This is a genomic window from Rhizobium sp. RSm-3, assembly GCF_001854685.1.
Lineage (GTDB): Bacteria > Pseudomonadota > Alphaproteobacteria > Rhizobiales > Rhizobiaceae > Rhizobium > Rhizobium ecuadorense.
In genome coordinates this window covers 173,373-194,106 of record NZ_MAWZ01000003.1, presented here as the reverse complement: position 1 = coordinate 194,106, position 20,734 = coordinate 173,373, and the positions used below count along the sequence as shown (strand labels likewise).

At 61.6% G+C, this 20,734-nt stretch carries 23 protein-coding genes; 10 read left to right on the top strand and 13 right to left on the bottom strand.

The features are described 5' to 3' along the window. Position 1 precedes the first annotated feature (1 nt). Positions 2–3,220 carry a DEAD/DEAH box helicase gene (locus BBJ66_RS07135; protein ID WP_071085992.1) on the bottom strand — a complete coding sequence of 1,073 codons (3,219 nt, stop codon included), beginning with the start codon at positions 3,218–3,220 and terminating at the stop codon, positions 2–4. A 793-nt stretch (positions 3,221–4,013) separates the two neighbouring features. On the opposite strand from BBJ66_RS07135, the gene BBJ66_RS07130 reads away from it, so the two are divergent. The 3 genes from BBJ66_RS07130 to BBJ66_RS34880 all read left to right on the top strand — a co-directional run bounded on the left by BBJ66_RS07130 (position 4,014) and on the right by BBJ66_RS34880 (position 4,806). Then, positions 4,014–4,169, top strand: coding sequence for a DUF3309 family protein (locus tag BBJ66_RS07130; RefSeq protein WP_003543790.1), 156 nt, complete (start codon positions 4,014–4,016; stop codon positions 4,167–4,169). 28 nt (positions 4,170–4,197) lie between these two features. Then, entirely contained in the window at positions 4,198–4,458 is a 261-nt protein-coding gene (locus BBJ66_RS07125) for a YMGG-like glycine zipper-containing protein (RefSeq protein ID WP_011653968.1), read from the top strand. Positions 4,459–4,647: 189 nt separating this feature from the next. Then, positions 4,648–4,806 carry a hypothetical protein gene (locus BBJ66_RS34880; protein WP_167347779.1) on the top strand — a complete coding sequence of 53 codons (159 nt, stop codon included), beginning with the start codon at positions 4,648–4,650 and terminating at the stop codon, positions 4,804–4,806. A 92-nt stretch (positions 4,807–4,898) separates the two neighbouring features. On the opposite strand, the gene BBJ66_RS07120 is transcribed toward BBJ66_RS34880, so the two are convergent. Together BBJ66_RS07120 and BBJ66_RS07115 are read right to left on the bottom strand one after the other, a co-directional pair. After that, a complete protein-coding gene (locus tag BBJ66_RS07120) occupies positions 4,899–5,624 on the bottom strand; it encodes a beta-ketoacyl-ACP reductase (RefSeq protein WP_049733325.1) in 726 nt (241 codons plus the stop codon). Positions 5,625–5,692: 68 nt separating this feature from the next. Next, entirely contained in the window at positions 5,693–6,874 is a 1,182-nt protein-coding gene (locus BBJ66_RS07115) for an acetyl-CoA C-acetyltransferase (protein WP_071085926.1), read from the bottom strand. On the opposite strand from BBJ66_RS07115, the gene BBJ66_RS34555 reads away from it, so the two are divergent. Together BBJ66_RS34555 and phaR are read left to right on the top strand one after the other, a co-directional pair. Beyond that, the gene (locus BBJ66_RS34555; RefSeq protein WP_128146155.1) at positions 6,858–7,088 is read left to right on the top strand and encodes a hypothetical protein; all 231 of its coding nucleotides are present in this window, start codon (positions 6,858–6,860) and stop codon (positions 7,086–7,088) included. The two genes, BBJ66_RS07115 and BBJ66_RS34555, sit on opposite strands and share 17 nt — an antisense overlap. 26 nt (positions 7,089–7,114) lie before the next feature. Further along, entirely contained in the window at positions 7,115–7,687 is a 573-nt protein-coding gene (gene phaR / locus BBJ66_RS07110; RefSeq protein ID WP_003567563.1) for a polyhydroxyalkanoate synthesis repressor PhaR, read from the top strand. Here the strand turns inward: phaR and BBJ66_RS07105 are convergent. The 5 genes from BBJ66_RS07105 to mtgA form a co-directional block, all read right to left on the bottom strand. Continuing rightward, a complete protein-coding gene (locus tag BBJ66_RS07105) occupies positions 7,682–8,089 on the bottom strand; it encodes a hypothetical protein (protein ID WP_049733323.1) in 408 nt (135 codons plus the stop codon). The two genes, phaR and BBJ66_RS07105, sit on opposite strands and share 6 nt — an antisense overlap. Before the next feature lie 144 nt (positions 8,090–8,233). Further along, the gene (gene rpmF / locus BBJ66_RS07100) at positions 8,234–8,419 is read right to left on the bottom strand and encodes a 50S ribosomal protein L32 (protein ID WP_003543812.1); all 186 of its coding nucleotides are present in this window, start codon (positions 8,417–8,419) and stop codon (positions 8,234–8,236) included. 156 nt (positions 8,420–8,575) lie between these two features. Continuing rightward, complete coding sequence (locus BBJ66_RS07095) at positions 8,576–9,223, bottom strand: glutathione S-transferase family protein (protein ID WP_071085924.1); 648 nt, start codon at positions 9,221–9,223, stop codon at positions 8,576–8,578. A gap of 13 nt (positions 9,224–9,236) precedes the next feature. Further along, entirely contained in the window at positions 9,237–9,959 is a 723-nt protein-coding gene (locus tag BBJ66_RS07090; RefSeq protein WP_071085922.1) for a DUF1868 domain-containing protein, read from the bottom strand. Between the two features lie 95 nt (positions 9,960–10,054). Further along, positions 10,055–10,792: a monofunctional biosynthetic peptidoglycan transglycosylase gene (mtgA, locus tag BBJ66_RS07085; RefSeq protein ID WP_049733320.1), complete on the bottom strand. Its 738-nt coding sequence runs from the start codon at positions 10,790–10,792 to the stop codon at positions 10,055–10,057. Between the two features lie 135 nt (positions 10,793–10,927). Here mtgA and BBJ66_RS07080 point away from each other — a divergent pair, with 135 nt between their 5' ends. Next, positions 10,928–11,842, top strand: a complete 915-nt coding sequence (locus tag BBJ66_RS07080; protein ID WP_049733319.1) for a polyprenyl synthetase family protein — start codon at positions 10,928–10,930, stop codon at positions 11,840–11,842. An 8-nt stretch (positions 11,843–11,850) separates the two neighbouring features. Here BBJ66_RS07080 and hisC read toward each other — a convergent pair whose 3' ends face one another. From hisC to BBJ66_RS07060, 4 genes are all read right to left on the bottom strand, one after another. Next, the gene (hisC, locus tag BBJ66_RS07075) at positions 11,851–12,912 is read right to left on the bottom strand and encodes a histidinol-phosphate transaminase (protein ID WP_071085920.1); all 1,062 of its coding nucleotides are present in this window, start codon (positions 12,910–12,912) and stop codon (positions 11,851–11,853) included. A 16-nt stretch (positions 12,913–12,928) separates the two neighbouring features. Further along, positions 12,929–14,179, bottom strand: coding sequence for a flavodoxin-dependent (E)-4-hydroxy-3-methylbut-2-enyl-diphosphate synthase (ispG, locus tag BBJ66_RS07070; protein ID WP_049733317.1), 1,251 nt, complete (start codon positions 14,177–14,179; stop codon positions 12,929–12,931). 199 nt (positions 14,180–14,378) lie between these two features. Further along, on the bottom strand, positions 14,379–15,566 hold the full coding sequence (locus BBJ66_RS07065; RefSeq protein ID WP_049733316.1) for an MFS transporter: 1,188 nt from the start codon (positions 15,564–15,566) through the stop codon (positions 14,379–14,381). A gap of 65 nt (positions 15,567–15,631) precedes the next feature. Next, the gene (locus BBJ66_RS07060) at positions 15,632–16,408 is read right to left on the bottom strand and encodes a DeoR/GlpR family DNA-binding transcription regulator (RefSeq protein ID WP_071085918.1); all 777 of its coding nucleotides are present in this window, start codon (positions 16,406–16,408) and stop codon (positions 15,632–15,634) included. A 208-nt stretch (positions 16,409–16,616) separates the two neighbouring features. Here BBJ66_RS07060 and BBJ66_RS07055 point away from each other — a divergent pair, with 208 nt between their 5' ends. The 4 genes from BBJ66_RS07055 to BBJ66_RS07040 all read left to right on the top strand — a co-directional run bounded on the left by BBJ66_RS07055 (position 16,617) and on the right by BBJ66_RS07040 (position 20,059). Then, positions 16,617–17,486 (top strand): DMT family transporter, encoded by an 870-nt coding sequence (locus BBJ66_RS07055; protein WP_071085916.1) that lies wholly within the window; start codon positions 16,617–16,619, stop codon positions 17,484–17,486. A 154-nt stretch (positions 17,487–17,640) separates the two neighbouring features. Next, the gene (locus BBJ66_RS07050; RefSeq protein WP_071085913.1) at positions 17,641–18,414 is read left to right on the top strand and encodes an amino acid ABC transporter substrate-binding protein; all 774 of its coding nucleotides are present in this window, start codon (positions 17,641–17,643) and stop codon (positions 18,412–18,414) included. 206 nt (positions 18,415–18,620) lie between these two features. Further along, positions 18,621–19,301, top strand: coding sequence for an amino acid ABC transporter permease (locus tag BBJ66_RS07045; protein WP_071085912.1), 681 nt, complete (start codon positions 18,621–18,623; stop codon positions 19,299–19,301). Continuing rightward, positions 19,298–20,059, top strand: a complete 762-nt coding sequence (locus BBJ66_RS07040; protein ID WP_071085908.1) for an amino acid ABC transporter ATP-binding protein — start codon at positions 19,298–19,300, stop codon at positions 20,057–20,059. Before BBJ66_RS07045 ends, BBJ66_RS07040 begins: the two co-directional genes overlap by 4 nt. A 44-nt stretch (positions 20,060–20,103) precedes the next feature. Here the strand turns inward: BBJ66_RS07040 and BBJ66_RS07035 are convergent, their stop codons facing one another. Then, a complete protein-coding gene (locus BBJ66_RS07035; RefSeq protein WP_049733311.1) occupies positions 20,104–20,676 on the bottom strand; it encodes an NADPH-dependent FMN reductase in 573 nt (190 codons plus the stop codon). Positions 20,677–20,734: the final 58 nt, after the last annotated feature.

The following is a 20,734-nucleotide window of genomic DNA, read 5'->3' as shown; positions in this document are numbered from 1 at the left end:
ATTACTTCTTCATCTGCTCCTTGAGAGCCGCGAGCTTGGCGAAAGGTGAATCCGGATCGATCGGTTTCTCCTTGCGCGGCGGCTTGGCCTCGAAGCGCAGCGGCTGCGAACCGCCGCGGTTGTTGTTGCGATCGTTGCGGTCATTGCGCTCGCCGCGATCCTTGCGGTCCTGCCGGTCGCCGCGCGGCTGGTCGCCCCGTGGCTGGTTGTTGCGGTCGCCTCTTGCCTGCTGCGGCCGGCCGCCATCGCGGCCGCCGCCGTCCTTGCCGCGGTTGTGACGATTATTGTCGCGGCCTTCGCCGCCGCGATTGCCCTCGCCGCCTTCACCGCCGCCCGGCCGGCGATTGCGGTCGCCGCGTTCCTGGTTCTGACCGCGCTCCTGGCCCTGGCCGCCACGGCGTTCGCCATGCCCGCCGCGCGCCTGGCGCTGATTGTCGTTGCGGCCGCCGAGACGCCACAGAAGAACCGGCTTCGGTTCCACCGGCTCGCCGGCTTCCCCGGAAGCGGATGCCGCTTCCTCAGGGGCGGATGCCGTTTCCGCGGGAGCGGATGTCTCGATCGCATCGTCAGCAGCGGTGGTTTCGGCCGCGTCCACCACGGGCGTGTCGACATCAGCCGAAGCCGCCTCGGTTGCGGATGGCTCGGCAGCAGTCTCGCCGTCGGCATCGTCGTGATCGGCCTTTTCGGCTGTCTCGTCGGCAGGCGTTTCCGCGGTGGCGGCCGGCACTGAGGCCGCATCCTGCGTCGCAAGATGTGCCGATGCCTCTTCCGCCTTCACGGCATCGGCGCGATAGCCGAGACCCTTGAGGATTTCTTCCATGTCCTCAAGCGTCGCACCGAGGATCGACAGCATCGCCGTCGTCGTCGTGAAGCGGCGGCCGTCGTAGGCGCCCTCCGGGCGATTTGCCTGACCTGGCTTCCACTGCAGCAGCGGCCGGATGATATCGGCAAGCCGTTCGAGGATGTCGATGCGCACGGCGCGCTTGCCGAGGAAGCGGAAGCCGGCGAGCTTGTAGAACATCCGCTCGAAGCTCGGATCGGTGACGACGGAGGTCCGCCCGGCCGCAAGCACCGGAATGAGATCGCCGTAGCCCGGCTTGTCCAGACCGTCGTTCTTCAGCGCCCAGAGCAGCGTGATGAGCTCGGCCGGCGCCGGCTTCAGAAGCGCCGGGACGAAAATATGATAAGCGCCGAAACGCACGCCGTAGCGGCGCATCGAGGCGCGCGCCTCCTGGTCGAGGGACTTGACTTCCTCGGTCACGTCGCGGCGGAACAGCACGCCGAGATTCTCGACGAGCTGGAAGGCCAGCCCCTTGGCCAGGCCCTGCAGGTCCTCGGCGCGCGACAGATCGTCGAGCGGCTTCAGCACCGTGCTGATATGATGATTGACGAAGCGTTCGACACGGGCGGAGACATGATCGCGGGCATTGCCCGTCAACTGTTCGTCGGCCAGCAGAATCACGCGTGGACGCATGACGTGATCGCTACCCGAAAGCCGCGCCACCGGGTCGCCGATCCAACGGATCAACCCATCCGAGCCGATCGCCAGGTCGCTGTTGCCGGCCGCATGGATTCGCGCCGCGCGGGCCTCGAATTCGAGCGCAAGCGCTTTCTGCGACGCAGCCTGAACCGCCTTGGCATCCGGTCCGTCCGTTCCCGCCACCGGCGTGAAACGGAATCCGCTCAATTGCCCTACATGATGTCCTTCAACGAAGACATCGCCATTCACACTGATTTCAGCTTCCAGCATCGCATTCTCTCTCAGGCGCTTCATGAGCACAGATGTCCTGCGATCAACAAAGCGTTTCGTCAACCTTTCATGTAACGCGTCGGACAATCGATCTTCGATTTCCCGCGTCTTTTCCTGCCAGTGTGTCGGATCGGCAAGCCAACCAGGCCGATTCGAAACATAAGTCCAGGTTCTTATCTGCGCGATTCGCGCCGAAAGCGTGTCAATTTCCCCATCTGTCCGATCGGAGCGATGAACCTGCTCCGCAAGAAATTGCTCATTCACCGTGCCATAGCGGACGAGATCGGAAAAGAGGGTCGAGATAAGATCGGCATGTTGTGCCGGGGTGATACGCCGATAGTCGGGAAGCGCGCAAGCCTCCCAGAGTTTTTCGACGCGGGCCGGCCTGTCGGCAAGGTCGATGACCTCGGGATAACGCGAAAGCTGTTCGAGCGCCTGCTGGTCGACCGCAGGCAGCGCCCGCGTCAGCCCTGGCACGCGCGGCCCCGCCTCAAGGCTTGTCCGCAAGGATTGAATCGAGGAGAAGTCCATCTCGGTCGTACGCCACTGCAAAACCTTGACGTTGTCGAATTCGTGCCCCTCGATGCGCTGCACCAGTTCCTCGTCGAAGGGCGAAACCTGCCCGGTGACGCCGAAAGTACCGTCGCGCACGTGCCGCCCGGCACGCCCGGCGATCTGGCCGAGTTCGCCCGGATTGAGATTGCGGAACTGGTAGCCGTCGAATTTCCGGTCCTGGGCGAAGGCGACGTGATCGACATCGAGGTTGAGGCCCATGCCGATCGCATCGGTCGCCACCAGATATTCGACATCGCCGGCCTGATAAAGCGCCACCTGCGCGTTGCGGGTGCGCGGGCTGAGCGCGCCGAGCACGACGGCCGCGCCGCCGCGCTGCCGGCGGATGAGCTCGGCGATGGCATAGACCTCGTCGGCCGAGAAGGCGACGATGGCCGAGCGCTGCGGCAGCCGGGTGATCTTCTTCTGCCCGGCATAAAAGAGATGCGAAAGCCGCGGCCGCTCGACGATCGTGATGCCGGGCAGGAGCTGCTGCAGGATCGGCTGCATCGTCGCAGCACCAAGCAGCAGCGTTTCCTCGCGGCCGCGAAGATGCAGGATGCGGTCGGTGAAGATATGGCCGCGCTCGAGATCGCCGGCGAGCTGCACCTCGTCGATCGCGACGAAGGCGGCCTTGGTTTCGCGCGGCATCGCCTCGACGGTGCAGACCGAAAAACGCGCATTGGGCGGCGAAATCTTTTCCTCACCGGTGACCAGCGCGACATTCTGCGCGCCGACCTTCTCCACCACTCGCGTATAGACCTCGCGCGCCAGCAGCCTCAGCGGCAGGCCGATCACGCCGGTCCCGTGCGCAACCATGCGCTCGATGGCATAATGGGTCTTACCGGTATTGGTCGGCCCAAGCACCGCGGTTACACCGCGTCCGCTCAAAATCATCGGCTGCGAAGTCAGAGTCATGGTCCATGCAAATGAGGCAGGCAGCCCCCAGGAATAGAGTGCTTCCGCGAGGGAAGCCAGAGAACACATGGACAGCCGCCGCCACAAACGCAAGGGCAGATTTCAAAATGCATCGGGGAATACGACCTTTGCGAGTCACGCCGAGCGCCCGGATCTGCGATTCGGAACAGCGTGAGAACGAATCAGCGACGAATCGCTGACTCCTGCTGATTCAGCTTTTGTTCACGGCTAAGTATTGATTTTGAATCACTTTTTCCCACTAGATGCTGAATCGCCGGACTCCCTCCTCTTCGCATTTTCGTCGTCGCGAACAATGATTCCGTCCGCCGGCGGACAATCGAAAATTGTGCCCGAAATTAACCTCCCGACCAAAGCCGGAACGAATCGGCGACGAATCGCTGACCCTGCCGTTTTCGCCTTTCGTTCACGGCCACATCTGGTGGCGAAATTCAGTCCGTGCGCTAGATGCGGATCGCCGATGGCTTTCCCCGGTCCGCCTTATCCATCGGCATTAATCTCCAGGAAGGCGGATTCAGATTCCGTTAAGATCGAATGGTCGACGAGGGCGTCCCGATCAAAAACGGAACGAATCGCTGACGAATCGGCGACATCGGGACCTTCCCGCTTTGTTCACCGCAACATATTGTATTCAAACAATTTTTTAACCATACAAGCAAATTTCGATGCGGCGCAGGTCAAGGCGCGTCACATTTCCTGGCTCAACCGGGAACAAAAATCGCCAATGTGTGTTTCTCGTCCATTCAAATTGCGGATGAAATGAAGGAAACACACCATGCTTGGCACGATACTTCTTGTGATCCTCATTCTGCTCTTGATCGGAGCCTTACCGAATTGGGGTTATAGCCGTGGCTGGGGCTATGGACCTTCTGGCGGTTTGGGGCTAGTTCTCGTGATTATCATTATCCTTGTACTCATGGGCCGCATCTAAAGGCCAAACAAACCTGGGGAGTTACGACATGATGAAGAAGATTGTTCTTATTGGTGCGCTCGTCGGCGCTCTGGCATCCTGCACAGCGACCGAGCAGGGCACTGCGATCGGCGCCGGCACGGGCGCGGTCATCGGTGGTGTCGTCACCAACAGCTGGGGTGGTGCAGCCGTCGGCGCCGTTGCCGGCGGTTTGACCGGCGCCCTCATCGGCCAGTCGGTCGAACGCCGCGGCTACTGCGTCTATCGCGACCGCTACGGCCGCCGCTACGAGGCTCGTTGCCGCTACTGACCGGCAAGAGCATATCGGACTTCCCAACGGGCGCTTCGGCGCCCGTTCTTTTTTGCCCGCCTGTCAACACGGTGTTGACGATCGGTCGCGAAAGCCAAACCTACCGACCTCCGTCAGGCAGGCGCATATTTCCTTCATGAGCGCAGTGGGCAGGCGAAGCCGCCGGGCGCATCCGCAAGGAACGTTTCCATGGGTCAGATTTTCCTGAATTCCACCGTCGCCATTCTCATCGCCTTGGCTTTCCTGACAACCGCAATCTCAGCTCTTCGCGGCCAGGATCGCTCGCCGCAGCGCGTGCCGGTCAAGATTCCGCCACGGCGTCACCCGAACGCCGGCGACCGCTCCTGAACCTCCTCAGGGGGCGCATCCATACAAAAAGCGATAGCGCATCCGGCAGGACACGCTATCGCTTTCAAATCGATTCCGATTTTCGAGGAAGGTTAGACGAAGAACTGCCCGCCATTGGCCGTCAGCGTCGAACCGGTGATGAAGCCGGCATCGTCGGAGGCGAGGAAGGTGACGCAGCGTGCGATCTCCTCGGGCTCGCCGAGACGGCCGACCGGAATCTGCGGTATGATGCGTTCGTTCAGCACCTTCTCCGGCACGGCGAGCACCATCTCGGTTCCGATGTAACCGGGGCAGATGGCGTTGACGGTAATGTTCTTGGCCGCCCCCTCCTGGGCCAGCGCCTTGGTGAAGCCGAGATCGCCGGCCTTGGCCGCCGAATAATTCGCCTGACCCATCTGGCCCTTCTGGCCATTGATCGACGAGATATTGACGATGCGGCCGAAGCTGCGGTCGCGCATGCCGGTCCAGACCTGATGCGTCATGTTGAACAGGCCGGTGAGGTTGGTATTGATCACCTCGTGCCACTGCTGCGGCGTCATTTTATGAAACATCGCGTCGCGGGTGATGCCGGCATTGTTGACGAGCACTTCGACCGGCCCGATCTCGCTTTCGATCCTGGCGATCCCTTCGCCGCAAGCGGCGTAATCCGAAACATCCCATTTGAACACCGGAACGCCGGTGGCCTCGTGAAAGGCTCTGGCTTTCTCGTCGTTGCCGGCATAATTGGCGGCAACCCTGTATCCGGCGTTTTTCAGCGCTACGGATATGGCCGCGCCGATGCCGCGTGTCCCCCCGGTGACCAAAGCCACTCTGCTCATGTTCCGCTCCCTTTTTGTTTTCGCCCCGCCGTGGCGGGATTTTCAATCAACGACGGATCGTATGCTGTTTAAAGTGCTTCGAAGCACATGGCGACACCCATGCCGCCGCCGATGCAAAGCGTGGCCAGGCCCTTCTTGGCGCCGCGGCGCTTCATTTCGAACAACAGCGTGTTGAGAACACGCGCGCCGGAAGCGCCGATCGGATGGCCGATGGCGATCGCCCCGCCGTTGACGTTGACGATCGCAGGATCCCATCCGAGATCCTTGGTGACGGCGCAGGCCTGCGCCGCAAAAGCCTCGTTGGCTTCGACGAGATCGAGATCGCCGACCGACCAGCCGGCTCTTTCGAGCGCCTTGCGGGAAGCCGGGATCGGGCCGGTGCCCATGATGGAAGGATCGACGCCCGCCGTTGCCCAAGAAACGATGCGGGCGAGCGGCTGGATGCCGCGCCGGACCGCTTCCGCTTCGCTCATCAGCACCGCTGCGGCGGCACCGTCGTTGAGGCCGGAGGCATTCGCGGCCGTCACCGTGCCCTCCTTGTCGAAGGCCGGGCGCAGCTTGCCCATCGCCTCCAGCGTGGCGCCGTGGCGGATATATTCGTCGGCATCGACGGTCACGTCGCCCTTACGCGTCTGGATGACATAGGGGATGATCTCGTCGGCAAAGCGGCCGGCCTTCTGCGCCGCTTCCGCCTTGTTCTGCGAGGCGACGGCGAACTGATCCTGCTCGTCGCGCGAAAGCTGCCACTGACGCGCGATATTCTCGGCGGTGATACCCATGTGGTAACCGTGGAAGGCGTCCGTCAGGCCGTCCTTGATCATCGTGTCGACCATCTTCGCGTCGCCCATCTTGACGCCGCCGCGCAGGTGCATGGCATGCGGCGCCATCGACATGGATTCCTGGCCGCCGGCAACGATGATCTTGGCGTCGCCGGTGGCGATCTGCTGCATGCCGAGCGCGACGGCGCGCAGCCCCGAACCGCAGAGCTGGTTGACGCCCCAGGCCGTCGCCTCTTTCGGAATGCCGGCCTTCATCGCCGCCTGGCGGGCCGGGTTCTGCCCCTCGCCGGCGGAGAGCACCTGGCCGAGGATCACCTCATCGACCTCGCCGGCATCGACGCCGGCGCGAGCGAGCGCACCCTTGATGACGACAGCGCCGAGCTCATGCGCGGGAACCGCTGCGAAAGCGCCGTTGAACGAGCCGACTGCCGTTCGGCCTGCGCTGGCGATGACGATGGATGAATTGCTCATGGGGACGCTCCTCGTTTTTCGTCTCACTTACATAAGACGAAACTGGCAAAGCTTGGAGCGCAAGTCAAACGCGAAGACCGGTCGCCGTCATTTTTCGGCGGTAGCCCTGGAAAGCCCGATTCATCTGCTCTGTGAAAGGTTTGCCGCATCGCACAAAGAGATTGTCACCGGCCTTCTTTTGCGTTTACAGTCTGAAGTGGAGGAATATCCATAATTCAGACGGGGGTCCAGGAGACTGATATGGCGAAGCATGAGGGTCAGATAGTCATCAAGAAATACGCCAATCGCCGGCTATACAATACGGGCACCAGCACCTACGTCACGCTGGAAGACCTGGCGGAGATGGTGAAGAAGGGCGAAGAATTTACCGTCCAGGATGCAAAAAGCGGAGATGACATCACCCATTCGGTGCTGACCCAGATCATCTTCGAACAGGAATCGAAGACCGGCAACACGCTTCTCCCGATCTCCTTCCTGCGCCAGCTCATCACCTATTACGGCGACCAGATGCAGATGGTCGTGCCGAGCTTTCTCGAACATTCGATGCGCGCCTTCACCGAACAGCAGTCGCAGATGCGCGAGCAGGTGAACCGCGCCTTCGGCGAAACACCGCTCGGCAAGAACCTGCAACTGCCGATGCAGATGGTCGAGGACCAGGTTCGCCGCAACACCGAGCTGTTTCAGCAGGCGATGCAGATGTTCTCGCCCTTCATGACGCCGCCTGCCAAGGAAAGCCGCAAAGCCGAGGCCAAGGATATCGACGAGCTGAAGGAACAGCTCCGCGCCCTTCAGAACAAACTCGACAATCTATAATCCGATCGAGACATCCCGCCCGGCGCTCCGGATCGACACGGCAAACCCGCCGATAACATCGATCAGAGCGATCGTCATCAAAATGAAGAAGACCTGCGTCGCAGCATCCCGGACGAGCAGAAACTCGACCAGGAAGGCGATGAACACCAGCATCGACAAGATGTGGTTGAGGAGGTTGCCCGGGCCGGTTCTGGTTGCCTTGAGGATTTCGAAGAACAGCACGACCAGCGCTATGACGATGAAAAGATCGCCGAGCGCCATGCTCCAGATTGCGCCTGATATCATCGACAATACGATGATGTCATGCTGCAGCGCCGGAATACCGCCATCGCCCATCAGGCCGAGCATCGCCAGATTGTAGAGAATAAACGGGATAATCATCAGCGGCATTGCGGCTATCATCGGCAATCTCCTTGGCGGCTGGAGGAATACTGCCGCAAACCCTTGCCCCACTGCAAGTGACCGCAAATATTATATCGCCGAATATAAAAAGGCCGGCGTGACGCCGGCCTTGAAACTTGTCGATCGGACAAGCCGAATCGGAAATTATGCGCTTTCCTTCGGCGTCAGAACCTGGCGGCCGCGATACATGCCGGTCTTCAGGTCGATATGATGCGGGCGGCGCAGCTCGCCGGAGTTCTTGTCTTCGACATAGGTCGGAGCCTTCAGCGCGTCAGCCGAACGGCGCATACCGCGCTTGGACGGGCTTGTTTTTCTCTTCGGTACAGCCATTTCTCTTACTCCACTTGCGGGCAAAACATTCCCACGGCCAGACTGGCGGCCGAAACGGACATGTCGCGATTTCGGAAATTTTGCGCGCTTATACATGCAAGGGGCGGCCTTGACCAGTCCCCATGCAGATTTTTTGACACGCCGACGATTCGCCGTTCAGACTTCGTCTTCCGGCACGATCCAAGGCTCGGCGCGCGCCGCCTCTTCCCATTTCCGCCAGGCCGGATACGCCTTGATGGTCTGCATATAGGCGAGCGTATCGCTTCGGTCGACGAGGTCATAGATCTCGAACCGGTTGACGACCGGCGCAAACATCGCATCCGCGGCCCCGAACGCGCCGAAAAGAAACGGCCCGCCGGATTGCTGCAGGAGATCCCGCCAGATCGTCTCGATGCGGCGGATATCGGCATCGACCCCATCCGGCAATGCGATCCTGGCTTTCGGCCGGCGGATATTCATCGGGCAGGCGCTCCGCAGAGCCCGGAAGCTCGAGAGCATTTCCATCGAAACCGAACGGGCGAGCGCCCGCTGGGCGCGATCCGCAGGCAGAAGGCCGGCGTCCGGATAAAGCTCGGCGGCATATTCGATGATCGCCAGCGATTCCCAGATCTTCAATGCGCCATGCTGCAGAAGCGGCACGCGCCCGGTCGGCGACACGGCCTTGATATTGGGATTGCCGCCCGCGTCGTCGAAGGGGATCAGGACCTCCTCGAAATCGATGCCGGCGCCCGTCAGCGCCATCCACGGCCGGAACGACCAGGAGGAATAGTTCTTGTTGGCGATATAGAGCGTCGGTCTGTCCATGGGCATCTCCCGTTCAGGCGTCGAAATCGAAGATCAGCAATTCGTGGAAATGGTTCATGTCCTCGAACACGCAGAATGCCGGCGGCGTCAGCTCGAAAACAGCGGCCTTGCGACGGATATCCTCGGCCACCTCGTCGAGCATCGCCTGCCAGCGCGGCAAGGCTTCGTCCTCCAGCCGCTCGATCGGATAGGCGAAGGTCACATGGAACTTGTAGTCTTCATGGTTCGGCTGGCGATAACCGAGGAGATCGGCAAAGGCGTCGCGCCAGGCGCGCATGACCTTGCGGTCGTTCTCCGTCGCTCCGTCGACGAGCAGGCCCGACGGGCGAGCTTCGACGACGGCGACCTTGAAGGGGGCCGCCATCGAGAAACCTTCGAGCCGCGCCGCCATCAGTTCAGTCATGTCGGCGATCGGCGTCTCGAGCGGAAGATCGACCGGCCAGCAATCCTGCCGGCGTCTGGTCTCGATGGTCCCTTCAAAAAGCGTCATGTGGAGGCTTGATATCGGCGTGAAGAGGAACTGCCGGGCCTCCGGCATCGCCAGATATTTTTCCCGCGCCTCGATCAGCACCCTCTGCGTCCGCGAGCCTTTTTCGATATGACAGACTATGGTGTTGCCGGCCTCCGGCAGAAAGCCGCCGACCTTGCGATAGCGGCTGCCGAGATGGGTGGGCGGGTTCGGATTGTGCGTCTTCGAATAGAGGAGAAGCTCGGGAGAAAACATCGTAACGGTCATGGGCGACTCAAGGGTTCTGATTGGACTGCACCGCCCATATGGCAGAACCAAGAATGTCAGATGACGCTTGAGGCTACCAACGACAAGTTCTGATCTCAATCATAGATGCACTTGATGTAATCGCCGGAACCCTGGGCGCGTCTCTCGATCACGCCGGCAAGCCGGCGAAGGCCGCGGCCGGGTTTGCCGGCGTTGCGGTCGATCGGGTTCGGCAGCGAGACCGCAAGCAGCGATGCCTGGCGCCGTGTCAGCTTCGAGGCCGGCACCTTGAAATGATGCTGGGCCGCTGCCTCGATTCCGTAAATGCCCGGACCCCATTCGGCGATGTTGAGATAGATTTCCATCAGCCGCCGTTTCGACAGGACGAAATCGGTGGAGACGGCGAGCGGAAGCTCCATCGCCTTGCGCACGAAGGAGCGGCTGTTCCAGAGAAAGAGGTTCTTCGCCGTCTGCATCGGGATGGTGCTGCCGCCGCGCGTTGCCTGGCCTTTCAGCGTATCTTCGACCAGCATGCGCATTTCCGCCCAGTCGACGCCGCCGTGAAAACAATATTGCCCGTCTTCGGACATCATCACCGACTGCACCAGAACCGGGGCGATCTCGTCAATCGACACCCATCTGCGGTCATAACCGCGCAACAGCACGAGATCGCGCAGCATCAGCGTCGAGACCGGGTGAATGAACGGCAGCAGATAAAAAAAGATCAGCGCATAGGGAAGGATCACCAGCGCCAGCACCGCAAGTACGATGCGTTTCAGCACATGCCGGTCTCCGAACCATTGCCGATGGACCGGCATGTCGGCGATGTCCTCTCTCTCCGGCGCTATATCCAATGTCCCCAGCCCGATTTCGCTCCTGTCGTTCTCATAACGCCTGTAGGCCGCTTATGCCAGAGTGCGCGGCGAATCTTGCTGCGCCCATCGACAATTCCGTTGCAAGCCCGGGGGCGCTCATGCCAAACAGCGCCCATGGACGCGAACCGGGACACTTTCGAGACGAGGCTGAAGAACAACGCCGGCGAGATCGAGGCGCTGCTCGACGCATTGCTTTTGCCGAACGCCCTTTCCGATGAGATCGCCAGGCCCGAGACGCTGCGCAGCGCCATGCATTATGCCGTGCTGAACGGCGGCAAGCGGCTGCGCCCGTTCCTGGTGGTCGAAAGTGCCGCCCTTCTCGGCGGCGACGGGCAGGCGGCACTCCGCGTCGGTGCCGCCCTTGAATGCGTCCACTGCTATTCGCTCGTGCATGACGATCTGCCGGCGATGGACGATGATGATCTCCGCCGCGGCAAACCGACGGTTCATATCAAGTTCGATGAAGCCACCGCGATCCTTGCCGGCGACAGCCTGCTGACCTACGCTTTCGACATCATTGCCGCGCCGGAAACGGCGCTTGCCGATACGAACAAGGCATCGCTGGTGCTGTCGCTTGCCCGCGCCGCCGGTCTCGGCGGCATGGCCGGTGGCCAGGCGCTCGATCTCGCGGCGGAGAAGCAGGCTCCCGATGAGGCGGGGATCATCCGCCTGCAGGCGATGAAAACCGGCGCGCTGATCCGCTTCGCCTGCGAAGCCGGCGCCCTCATCTCGGCAAGCCCACCGGAAGATCGCCGCCGCTTGCGCGCCTTCGGCGAAAAGATCGGCCTTGCCTTTCAGCTCGCCGACGACATTCTCGACCTGACCTCGGATGCCGCGACCATGGGCAAGGCGACCGGCAAGGATGCCGCCCGCGGCAAGGGAACGCTCGTGGCGCTGCATGGCATGGAATGGGCCGAGGCCGAGCTCCGCCGGCACGTCCGCGATGCCGAGGCATTGCTTGCCCCCTACGGCGCCCGGGCCTCGACCCTCATCGCCGCGGCGCATTTCATCGCCGACCGGAAGAGCTGAACGGCAACTCAGGCTGCCAGTATTTCCTTGAGAGCGGAAACCAAACGGGCACATTCCTCGTCGGTGCCGATGCTGATGCGCAGGAAATCCGAAATACGCGGCTTGGCGAAATGCCGGACGAGAATACCACGCTCCCGCAGAGCCGCTTGCAGCGCGGCACCCGACCGGCCTTTATTTCTAGCGAAAACGAAATTCGCCTGGGACGGCAGCACTTCGAAATCCAGCGCTTCGAGTTCCCTGACGAGACCGTCCCGGCTGGCGATGAGTCTCTTCCGGCATGTCTCGAACCATGCCTCGTCCTTGAGCGCCGCCGTCGCGGCGACCTGCGCCAGGCGATCGAGCGGATAGGAATTGAAGCTGTCCTTGACGCGCACCAGCGCATCGATCAGCTCCCGCTGCCCCAGCGCGAAGCCGACGCGTAGGCCGGCAAACGAGCGGGATTTCGACAGAGTCTGAACGACAAGCAGGTTGGGATATTTGGAAATGAGCGGGATGGCGCTGTCACCGCCGAAATCGACATAGGCCTCGTCGATCACCACGACCGCATCCGGATGGGCGGCGACAAGCGCCTCTATGTCGGCAAGCGGCAGGCCGATGCCGGTCGGCGCATTCGGATTGGGGATGATGATCGCGCCGCACGGCCGGTCGTAATCCGCCAGCCGGATCTGGAACTGATCATCGACGGGAATCTCGATCGCGTCGATGTCGTATAGCAGGCTATAGGTCGGATAGAAGCTATAGCTCACATCGGGATAGAGAAGCGGCAACTCGTGTTTCAGCAGCGCCTGAAACGCGTGGGCGAGGACCTCATCCGAGCCGTTGCCGACGAAGATTTCATCCGTCGTCAACCCGTGACGGGTCGCAATCGTCTCGCGCAGTTCCGTCGCCGCCGGATCGGGATAGAGCCGCAGACGATCGTCCGCCGCTTGGCCTATCGCCTCAAGCGCCGCGGGAGACGGCCCATAGGGATTCTCGTTGGTGTTAAGCTTGACCAGACCGGGGATGCGGGGCTGCTCCCCGGCCACATAGGGCCGGAGCTTGCTGACGATGGGCGACCAGTACCGGCTCATGCAAGTTTCCAGGCGTTCATTCTGCCGCCGTGCGCTGGCCGAAGCGTTTCTCGATATAATCGACGACGAGTGCCTCGAAGTCGGCAGCGATATTGGGACCACGCAGCGTCAGCGCCTTCTTGCCGTCGATGAAAACGGGGGCGGCCGGCGTCTCGCCGGTGCCGGGAAGCGAAATGCCGATATCGGCATGTTTGCTCTCGCCGGGCCCGTTAACGATGCAGCCCATGACGGCGACGTTCAGCGCCTCGACGCCGGGATATTTCTCGCGCCAGACCGGCATGTTCTTACGGATATCGTTCTGGATGTTCTGCGCCAGTTCCTGGAACACCGTCGACGTCGTGCGTCCGCAGCCGGGACAGGCGGCAACGACGGGGATGAACTGGCGGAAGCCCATGACCTGAAGGATTTCCTGCGCCACCTGGACTTCCCGTGTACGGTCGCCGTTCGGCTCGGGCGTCAGCGACACGCGGATCGTATCGCCGATGCCCTGCTGCAGCACGAAACCCATCGCCGCCGACGACGCGACGATGCCCTTGGTGCCCATCCCGGCTTCGGTCAGGCCGAGATGAAGCGCGTGATTGGAACGTTCGGCGAGCATGGAATTGACGGCGATCAGGTCCTGGACCTGGCTGACCTTGGCCGAGAGGATGATGCGGTTGCGGGGCAGGCCGATCTCTTCGGCAAGGGCTGCCGAAAGCAGCGCCGACTGCACGATCGCCTCGCGCGTCACCTGCCGGGCCGAAAGCGGCGAACCGGCTGCCGCATTCTGGTCCATCAGCGCCGTCAGGAGATCCTGATCGAGCGAGCCCCAGTTGACGCCGATGCGCACCGGCTTGTCGTAGCGGATCGCCATCTCGATGATCTCGGCGAACTGCTTGTCCTTCTTGTCCTTGAAGCCGACATTGCCGGGATTGATGCGGTATTTCGCCAGCGCTGCGGCACAATCGGGATGATCGGCAAGCAGTTTGTGGCCGATATAATGGAAGTCGCCGATCAATGGCACGTCCATGCCGAGCCGCAACAGCCGCTCGCGGATCTTCGGCACGGCAGCCGCGCTCTCGTCACGGTCGACGGTGATGCGCACCAGCTCCGAGCCCGCCCGGTGGAGAGCGGCGACCTGAGCGACGGTCGAATCGATATCGGCCGTATCGGTGTTCGTCATCGATTGCACGACCACCGGCGCCCCGCCGCCGACGATGACGCCGCCGACATCGACGGCAACGGAAGCGCGGCGCGGTTTCGGATCAAAATCGGCGGCTGATGGCATGGAGAGTTCTTGCACCCCTAAAGCATGTCGCGCAAAAATCTGCAGCGGTTTTGCGATCACGACATGCGTAAAAATAAGACCTGAAGCGCGAGGAGCAAACCCGAAAGATCGCCCCGCGCTTTAGAAACAGTGCCTTTCAGGTGGATCATGACCGCTTTCTTGTCAACCGCCCCTGATATCACTTTTGTTGGGAGGCGGCTCAGTGACCGGACACGCCATCGGCATAGTGGGCGAGCTTGGAGAACAGCAAAACCACCAGCAGCAGCACCGGCAGCGCCATGAAGACCGCCGCAAAGCCGACATGCTCGGCGACGAAGCCGATCAGGGACGGCGCGACCAGCATGCCGGAATAACCCATGGTCGTGACGACCGAGATGCCGATGCCGGGCTTGAGGCCGGGAATGTTGCCCGCCGCCGAGAAGGCGATCGGCACCATGTTGGAAATGCCGATGCCGCAAAAGGCAAAGCCCAGGATGGCGATCTCGGCATTGGGCGCCAGACCTGCAAGCAGCATGCCGACGATGGCAAACAAGGTGCAGATCCGTAGCGTTTTGACCCCACCGAGGCGATCGCGCACCAGGTCGCCGGCAAAGCGCATAATCGCCATCGTCGCCGAAAAGGCTGCGAAACCCAGACCGGAAAGCGCCACGGAGGCATCCATTTCTTGGCGGAGATAAAGCGCCCCCCAATCCAGAACCGCACCCTCAGGCACCATGGAGAACAAGGCCATCAATCCGAGCAGCCACGGCAGCGGCACCATCGGCAGCCTGGTCTTTTCCTTCTTGGTATCGGGATGCGGCGGATCCGCCAGGATCATCGGCCAGGCAACGGCGAGGAAGATCGCCGCCAGCACCGTCGCCAGTTCGGCATGGCCGAGAATACCGAGCTTGGAGATCACGATGCCCCCGAGACCCGAGCCGATCAGCCCGCCAAGGCTCCAGAAAGCGTGGCAGGACGACATGATGGAGCGGCGCATGGATTTTTCGACCGACACCGCATTGGCGTTCATCGCCACATCCATGGCGCCGATGAACCCGCCGAACAGGAAGAGCGAGATTGCCCCGGTGATCACGTTCGGCGCGAGCGTCAACGCCAGGAGCAGCGGCAGCACGCAGACAGCCAGCACCTGAACGACGATACGCGAGCCGTGTTTGGCGATCTGCGCCCCGGCGATCGGCATCATGACCAGCGAGCCGACGCCGAAGACGAGGATCATCAGCCCAAGCTCGAACTTGGAGAGCGCCAGCCGCTCGGCAAAATCGGGGATCTTCGGCGCCCAGCAGCCGACGACGAAGCCGTTCATGAGAAAGAGCAGGGAAACCGCCGCCCTGCTTCTGGTAATGAAGCCGCTCCGCGCTGCCGGCGGCGCATTCACATGACTATCCATTTCTCGGTCTTTCCTCATTGCCGGGCTTGCACGCGCCCGGTTTCCCTAAACTCGATGGCAACTGCCTAGTTCGTTTTCTCGGCGACAACGGTTCTGCATCCGCGCGCGCGGTAATCGGCGAGAACAGCCGGATCGGCATCGTGCTCGACGACAAGACACTCGCAATGGGCAATCGGCAGAATGCTGTGCGGGGCAGCGGTGCCGAATTTCTCCGAAGTTGCCGCCACCAGCACTTTTCTGCTTCTCGACGCCGCATACCGCTTGAACTCGGCATCTTCGAAACCGAATACGGTGATGCCGGCCTCAAGATCGACGCCGCAGGCGCCGAGAATGCAGAGATCGGGCGAAAGCTGCTCCATATCCCGCAAGGCTTTGGCACCGAGCGAACCGCCCGTCTGCCGGTCCACCATTCCGCCGATCAGGATGACGTTGACGGCAGGCTTGTCGATCAGCGCCGCGGCGATCGCCGGCGCATTCGTTGCAGCCGTCAGCGCAAGTTCGGCCGGCAATGCGTTGGCAATCGCCAGATTGGTGCTGCCGGCATCGAAGAATACCGTCGAACCGGCGGCAATCTGCTGTGTCGCAGCGCGCGCCAGCGCCTGTTTCCGGTCGACGGCGAAACCGATCCGCTGCGTCAGGCTTCCATGCGCCGGCGAGATCGGCAATGCGCCGCCGTAAACCCGCTCGCAGAGCCCTGCCGCGGCCATCTCGCGCAGATCGCGCCGTACCGTATCTTCGGAGACGCCGAATTCGAGCGCAAGTTCCGTCGCCAGCACGCGGCCATTCAACCGCAGCCTCTCGGAAATCACGCCCTGGCGCTCGCGCAACAAAAAATCCTGCATGTTTTTACCGGATCAGCTCTCTAAAAACCTGAAACGTGCATAAACACTTATGATCAGGCGCGCAATATGCACAAACACACGTTTCCTGACGTTTTGAAACAAAGCTGCACCATCAGAGCGAAAGATCGCCTATTGACCGATCAAGAGGCCGGGAATATCGATCGCCCATTCCCCGCGTCCCGCCGGCATTCCGCCACCTGGTGTTCCCGTGAAAAACTCCGTCAGCCTGGGCATCTTGCTCACGAGCGCCGCCTATATGGCGTTCACATTCCATGACGCGATCATCAAGATCCTGACGTCAAGCATTCCGGTCTGGCAGATCCTGTTTTTCCGCAGTCTCACCATCCTCGTCGGCTGTCTCGCCTTTGGCCGCGGCAAACTGGCCCGCCAGACGATGACATCGCCGATCATCAAGCCGATGATCGCCCGCAGCATCCTTCTTCTCTGTGCCTGGCTTTCCTATTATTCCGCCGCAAGCCGCCTGCAGCTTGCCGAGGTGACCACGCTCTATTACGCGGCACCCGTCGTCGGAACCGTGCTTGCATGGTTCATCCTGAAGGAAGACGTCACGCCGGCGCGCTGGCTTGCCGTCGGCGTCGGCTTCGTCGGCGTGCTCATTGCCTGCAACCCTATCGGCCTCACCATCTCCTGGCCGGTATATCTGGCCCTGCAGGCGGCCGTCCTCTGGGCCAGCGCCATGGTGCTGCTGCGCAAGACCTCGCTGCACGAGAAGACCATCGTCCAGCTTGTTGTCTCCAACGTCTTTTTCCTTGTCATGACCGGCCTTGCCGTTCTCTACACCTGGAAGACCCCCGATACGACGCAGCTGGCGCTTCTCATCGCCACCGGCGTCGTCGCCGGCTGCGCGCAGTTCGCTCTCTTCGAGGGCATGCGGCAGGCGCCGGTCTCCGTGCTTGCGCCATTCGAATATACATCCCTCGTCTGGGCTTTCCTCCTGGGTTATCTGATATGGGCCGATATCCCCACGCCCAATGTCGTATTCGGCGCGGCCATGATCCTCGCTGCCGGACTGATTATCATCGTCAGCGAGAGACTGCGCCGCCGCATCACGGCGTGATGCCTGTTTCTTTCTAGATTCACCGCTCAACCGGCCGCTTGAGAAAAATATTTGCAGTTGCTGCTTTTATTCGCAGTTTTTTACGCTTCCGGCGCCCTAAATTTCTGCGAACTATCCCTCATCCGATGACAACCTCCCAAGGATGGATAAAACAATGAACTGGTTGAAAACCGCTGCCGCCGCCGCCCTCATTCAGGCTGCTGCCCTCCTGCCTGCCCATGCCGGCGAAAACCTTGCCGCGATCAAATCGGCCGGCGTCTTCAAGATCGGCACCGAGGGCACCTATGCGCCCTTCACCTATCATGACGAAAGCGGCAAGCTCGTCGGCTTCGACGTCGAGATCGGCGAAGCGATCGCCGCCAAGCTCGGCGTCAAGGCCGAATTCGTCGAAGGCAAGTGGGATGGCCTGATCGCCGGTCTCGACGCCAAGCGCTACGACACCGTCATCAACCAGGTCGGCATCACCGAAGCCCGCAAGCAGAAATATGATTTCTCCGAACCCTATATCGCCTCCAAGGCCGTGCTGATCGTCCGCGACGGCGACGACAGCATCAAGACCTTCGCCGACCTGAAGGGCAAGAAATCCGCCCAGTCGCTGACCAGCAATTTCGGCAAGATCGCAACCGAAGCCGGCGCCGAACTCGTCGGCACCGATGGTTTCGATCAATCGATCCAGCTGGTGCTGACCAAGCGCGCCGACGCGACGATCAACGACAGCCTCTCCTTCCTCGATTTCAAGAAGCACAAGCCGGACGCGCCGGTGAAGATCGCCGCCGAGCAGGAAAATGCCGACTATTCCGGCGTCATCATCCGCAAGAACGAGCCGGAGCTTCTTGCCGAAATCAACAAGGCGCTCGCCGACATCAAGGCCGACGGCACCTACAAGAAGATCGCCGACAAATATTTCGGCCAGGACGTTTCGAAGTAAGCGCCGGAAAGTCCCCTCCCCAACCCCTCCCCACAAGGGAGGGGCTTTGGCCGGGGCACCGCCTCATCTCAAAATACACGTCTCGACTTGCAGCTCGGTCACTCGTTCATGCCGCGCGGGAGCCGGATTAAGTCCCTCCCCCTTGTGGGGAGGGGTTGGGGAGGGGTACACCTCAAACGCACCAACCCACGAGAGGGAACATCCCTTTGCCGCACTGGCTCCAATTGATGGCGGAATCGCTCCCCTCGCTCCTCTGGGCGGGCTTGATCTTCACCATCCCCCTCACGCTGCTGTCCTTCGCCTTCGGCCTGATCCTCGGCCTGATCACCGCGATTGCCCGGCTTTTCGGTCCGGGGCCTGTCGCGGCCATCGCCCGTTTCTATGTCTGGGTCATCCGCGGCACGCCGCTTCTTGTCCAGCTCTTCGTGATCTTCTACGGCCTGCCGAGCATCGGCATTCTGCTCGATGCCTTTCCCGCCGCCCTCATCGGCTTTACCCTGAATATCGGCGCCTACAGCTCCGAAATCATCCGCGCCGTCATCTCCTCGGTGCCCAAGGGCCAGTGGGAAGCCGCCTATTCGATCGGCATGAGCTGGCGGCAGGCAATGAGCCGCACCATCCTGCCGCAGGCCGCCCGCGTCGCCGTGCCGCCGCTGTCGAACACCTTCATCTCGCTGGTCAAGGATACATCGCTGGCCGCCGCCATCACCGTGCCGGAACTTTTCCAGGCGGCGCAGCGCATCGTTGCCACCACCTATGAGCCGCTGATCCTCTATATCGAGGCGGCGCTGCTCTATCTTGCGCTGAGCTCCGTCCTCTCGCAGCTGCAGGTACGGCTGGAACGCCGCTTCGCGCGGTACGGCGGCATGCTGGAGGCCAATGCATGATCGAGCTTTCCAACATCGAAAAACGCTTCGGCGACGCCGTCATCCTTAAGGATATCAGCATCCGTATTCCCGAAGGCAGCGTCACCGCGCTGGTCGGCCCCTCAGGCGGCGGCAAAAGCACGCTGCTGCGCTGCATCAACCTGCTCGAAATCCCGACATCAGGCGCGATCCGTCTCGGAGAGGAAACGCTGTCCTTTGCGCCGGACAAACGAACGAGTTGGCAGGCGATCCAGAAGATCCGCCGCCAGACCGGCATGGTCTTCCAGAATTTTCAGCTTTTCCCGCATCAGACCGCGATCGAGAATGTCATGGAGGGCCTGGTGACGGTGCTGAAATGGCCGAGGGAAAAGGCGCGCGAACGCGCCATGGAGCTATTGACCAAGGTCGGCATGACCCACAAGGCCGACGCCTGGCCGTCGACGCTCTCAGGCGGTCAGCAGCAGCGTGTGGCGATCGCGCGCGCCTTGGCGCCGTCGCCGCGCGTGCTTCTCTGCGACGAGCCGACCTCTGCGCTCGATCCGGAACTTTCGGCCGAAGTGGTCGACGTTCTCGGCCAGCTTGCCCGCGAAGGCACGACCATGGTGATGGCGACCCATGATCTCCGGCTTGCCTCGAAGATCGCCAACGACGTCGTCTTTCTGGAAGCCGGCAGCGTGGTCGAGACCGGCAGCGCCAGGGCGATCTTCACCGCGCCGGAACGCGAACGCACCAAGCGCTTCATCTCGACGATCAACGCCGCCCATACCTACGATATCTGAGGCAATACCGGGATGCGGCCATCCCGGCATTGCCGGAGTGCCAATCAGGAGGCCGTGGCGACGGCGCGCGCTGCCTTCAGCGCATTGCCCCACCATGTGATCTGATCGAGCAGGTTCTTGGCAGCTTCGTTGAGATGGGCGTAATCGCCAAGTCTCTTGCCCTCCTTGAGAACGGCAAGATATTCGCTGAATGCGATATGGACGCCTGTTTTGACTGAAGCAGCGCTCATTTCCACGAAGATCAGCCGCAGCTGCTCGACCGCACGGGCACCGCCGACGCCGCCGTAACCGACGAAACCGACCGGCTTCTGGATGAATTCGCCGAGATCAATCGCGTTCTTCAGCACGGCCGTCGGCGCATGGTTGTATTCGGCAACGGTGAATATGAAGCCGTCGAATTCGCGCAGCTTCTTCTTCCAGCGCTCTGCGGCATCGCTTTCCGCCGTCGTGGCGCGCGCTTCGCCGAAGAAATGCATGGGGTAGTCGAGAAGATCGAGAAGCTCGACTTCCAGGTCGGAGCGCTCGCCGACCAGTTCGGCGATCCACTTGGCCGGATGTTCGGCAAAACGGCCAATACGCGTGCTGCCGACAATGACGGCAATCTTCAGCTTGCTCATGGGGGATGATTTCCTGATTGGTCTTGGGGACGGATGGTGGGAGCGCAAGTCTATGAGA

Bases quoted from the DNA above. Each gene is read 5' to 3' on its own strand.
- BBJ66_RS07050 (WP_071085913.1), top strand. From the start codon at position 17,641: ATGAACTGGTTGAAAACCGCTGCCGCCGCCGCCCTCATTCAGGCTGCT.
- BBJ66_RS07060 (WP_071085918.1), bottom strand. From the start codon at position 16,408: ATGCAGGATTTTTTGTTGCGCGAGCGCCAGGGCGTGATTTCCGAGAGG.
- BBJ66_RS07080 (WP_049733319.1), top strand. From the start codon at position 10,928: ATGGACGCGAACCGGGACACTTTCGAGACGAGGCTGAAGAACAACGCC.
- BBJ66_RS34555 (WP_128146155.1), top strand. From the start codon at position 6,858: ATGGATGAATTGCTCATGGGGACGCTCCTCGTTTTTCGTCTCACTTAC.
- BBJ66_RS07095 (WP_071085924.1), bottom strand. From the start codon at position 9,223: ATGGACAGACCGACGCTCTATATCGCCAACAAGAACTATTCCTCCTGG.
- BBJ66_RS07125 (WP_011653968.1), top strand. From the start codon at position 4,198: ATGATGAAGAAGATTGTTCTTATTGGTGCGCTCGTCGGCGCTCTGGCA.
- BBJ66_RS34880 (WP_167347779.1), top strand. From the start codon at position 4,648: ATGGGTCAGATTTTCCTGAATTCCACCGTCGCCATTCTCATCGCCTTG.
- BBJ66_RS07115 (WP_071085926.1), bottom strand. From the start codon at position 6,874: ATGAGCAATTCATCCATCGTCATCGCCAGCGCAGGCCGAACGGCAGTC.
- hisC (WP_071085920.1), bottom strand. From the start codon at position 12,912: ATGAGCCGGTACTGGTCGCCCATCGTCAGCAAGCTCCGGCCCTATGTG.
- BBJ66_RS07040 (WP_071085908.1), top strand. From the start codon at position 19,298: ATGATCGAGCTTTCCAACATCGAAAAACGCTTCGGCGACGCCGTCATC.
- BBJ66_RS07130 (WP_003543790.1), top strand. From the start codon at position 4,014: ATGCTTGGCACGATACTTCTTGTGATCCTCATTCTGCTCTTGATCGGA.
- BBJ66_RS07120 (WP_049733325.1), bottom strand. From the start codon at position 5,624: ATGAGCAGAGTGGCTTTGGTCACCGGGGGGACACGCGGCATCGGCGCG.
- ispG (WP_049733317.1), bottom strand. From the start codon at position 14,179: ATGCCATCAGCCGCCGATTTTGATCCGAAACCGCGCCGCGCTTCCGTT.
- phaR (WP_003567563.1), top strand. From the start codon at position 7,115: ATGGCGAAGCATGAGGGTCAGATAGTCATCAAGAAATACGCCAATCGC.
- BBJ66_RS07090 (WP_071085922.1), bottom strand. From the start codon at position 9,959: ATGACCGTTACGATGTTTTCTCCCGAGCTTCTCCTCTATTCGAAGACG.
- BBJ66_RS07135 (WP_071085992.1), bottom strand. From the start codon at position 3,220: ATGACTCTGACTTCGCAGCCGATGATTTTGAGCGGACGCGGTGTAACC.
- BBJ66_RS07105 (WP_049733323.1), bottom strand. From the start codon at position 8,089: ATGATAGCCGCAATGCCGCTGATGATTATCCCGTTTATTCTCTACAAT.
- BBJ66_RS07065 (WP_049733316.1), bottom strand. From the start codon at position 15,566: ATGGATAGTCATGTGAATGCGCCGCCGGCAGCGCGGAGCGGCTTCATT.
- rpmF (WP_003543812.1), bottom strand. From the start codon at position 8,419: ATGGCTGTACCGAAGAGAAAAACAAGCCCGTCCAAGCGCGGTATGCGC.
- BBJ66_RS07035 (WP_049733311.1), bottom strand. From the start codon at position 20,676: ATGAGCAAGCTGAAGATTGCCGTCATTGTCGGCAGCACGCGTATTGGC.